This window comes from Roseomonas sp. GC11, assembly GCF_024437745.1.
Taxonomy (GTDB): Bacteria; Pseudomonadota; Alphaproteobacteria; order Acetobacterales; family Acetobacteraceae; genus Pseudoroseomonas.
This window is the reverse complement of sequence record NZ_JANFNY010000199.1, coordinates 1-818: the sequence shown is the minus strand read 5'-3', so window position 1 is coordinate 818 and position 818 is coordinate 1. Positions and strand designations below refer to the sequence as shown.

At 77.3% G+C, this 818-nt stretch carries 2 protein-coding genes; both read right to left on the bottom strand.

Features of this window, described 5'->3' with window-relative positions:
- On the bottom strand, positions 1-201 hold a 201-nt coding region (locus tag NON00_RS24600), incomplete at its 3' end, for a hypothetical protein (protein WP_256025437.1).
- 1 nt (position 202) lies between these two features.
- Positions 203-818, bottom strand: a 616-nt coding sequence (locus tag NON00_RS24595) for an SbcC/MukB-like Walker B domain-containing protein (RefSeq protein WP_305123559.1), incomplete at its 5' end; no start/stop codon positions are given.

Here is an 818-nt window from a genome sequence, read left to right as displayed (position 1 = left end):
CAGCCGGGCCTGCGCCGCCCGGTTGGCCGCCCGCCCGCGCAGCCGGGAAAGGGGGTCCCACGCCGTCAGCACCACCGCGCGGCGGGCGCCATGGCGGGCCAGCAGGGCCTCCGCCCGCCCGCCCAGCCGCAGCCCCACCCGCCCCACACGATAGGTCGTGGCCGCATAGGCCGCGAGAAACGGCGCGCAGGCGGAGAACATCTCAGCCGGTGACAAAGCGCGCCCGGCTGCCACGCGGCCCGGGCGTCACCTCCAGCCGCGCCGGGATGCGCCCGCGCAGTTCCGGCACATGGCTGATCAGCCCCACCAGGCGGTCCCCGGCGGGCAGCGCGGCCAGGATATCCATGGCCTTGTCCAGCGCCTCCTCATCCAGCGTGCCGAAGCCCTCATCGATGAACAGCGCGTCGATGCGGCGCGCCCCGGCATGGGCCTGCACCGTATCCGCCAGCCCCAGCGCCAGGGCCAGGGCGGCACAGAAGCCCTCCCCGCCCGAGAGCGTGCCCGCCGGGCGCTCCCGCCCCGTCCACTCGTCCAGCACCTCGATATCCAGGCCGACGGCGCGGCCCGGCTCCTCCCGCCGGCGCAGGCGGTAGCGGCCGCCCAGCATCCCCTCCAGCCGCGCATTGGCGGCGCCCAGCGCCTCATCCAGCAGCCCGGCCAGGACGAAGCCCTGAAGGGAGAGCCTGCGCTCATTCCGCCCGCGCGCCGTCTCGGCGAGGTCCTGCGCCAGGGCCAGCCGCGCGCGGGCGGCGGCAAGCCCCGCCTCGGCGGCGGTGATGGCCTCCAGCCGCGCGGCCAGCTGGGCCTGGCGCTCGGCG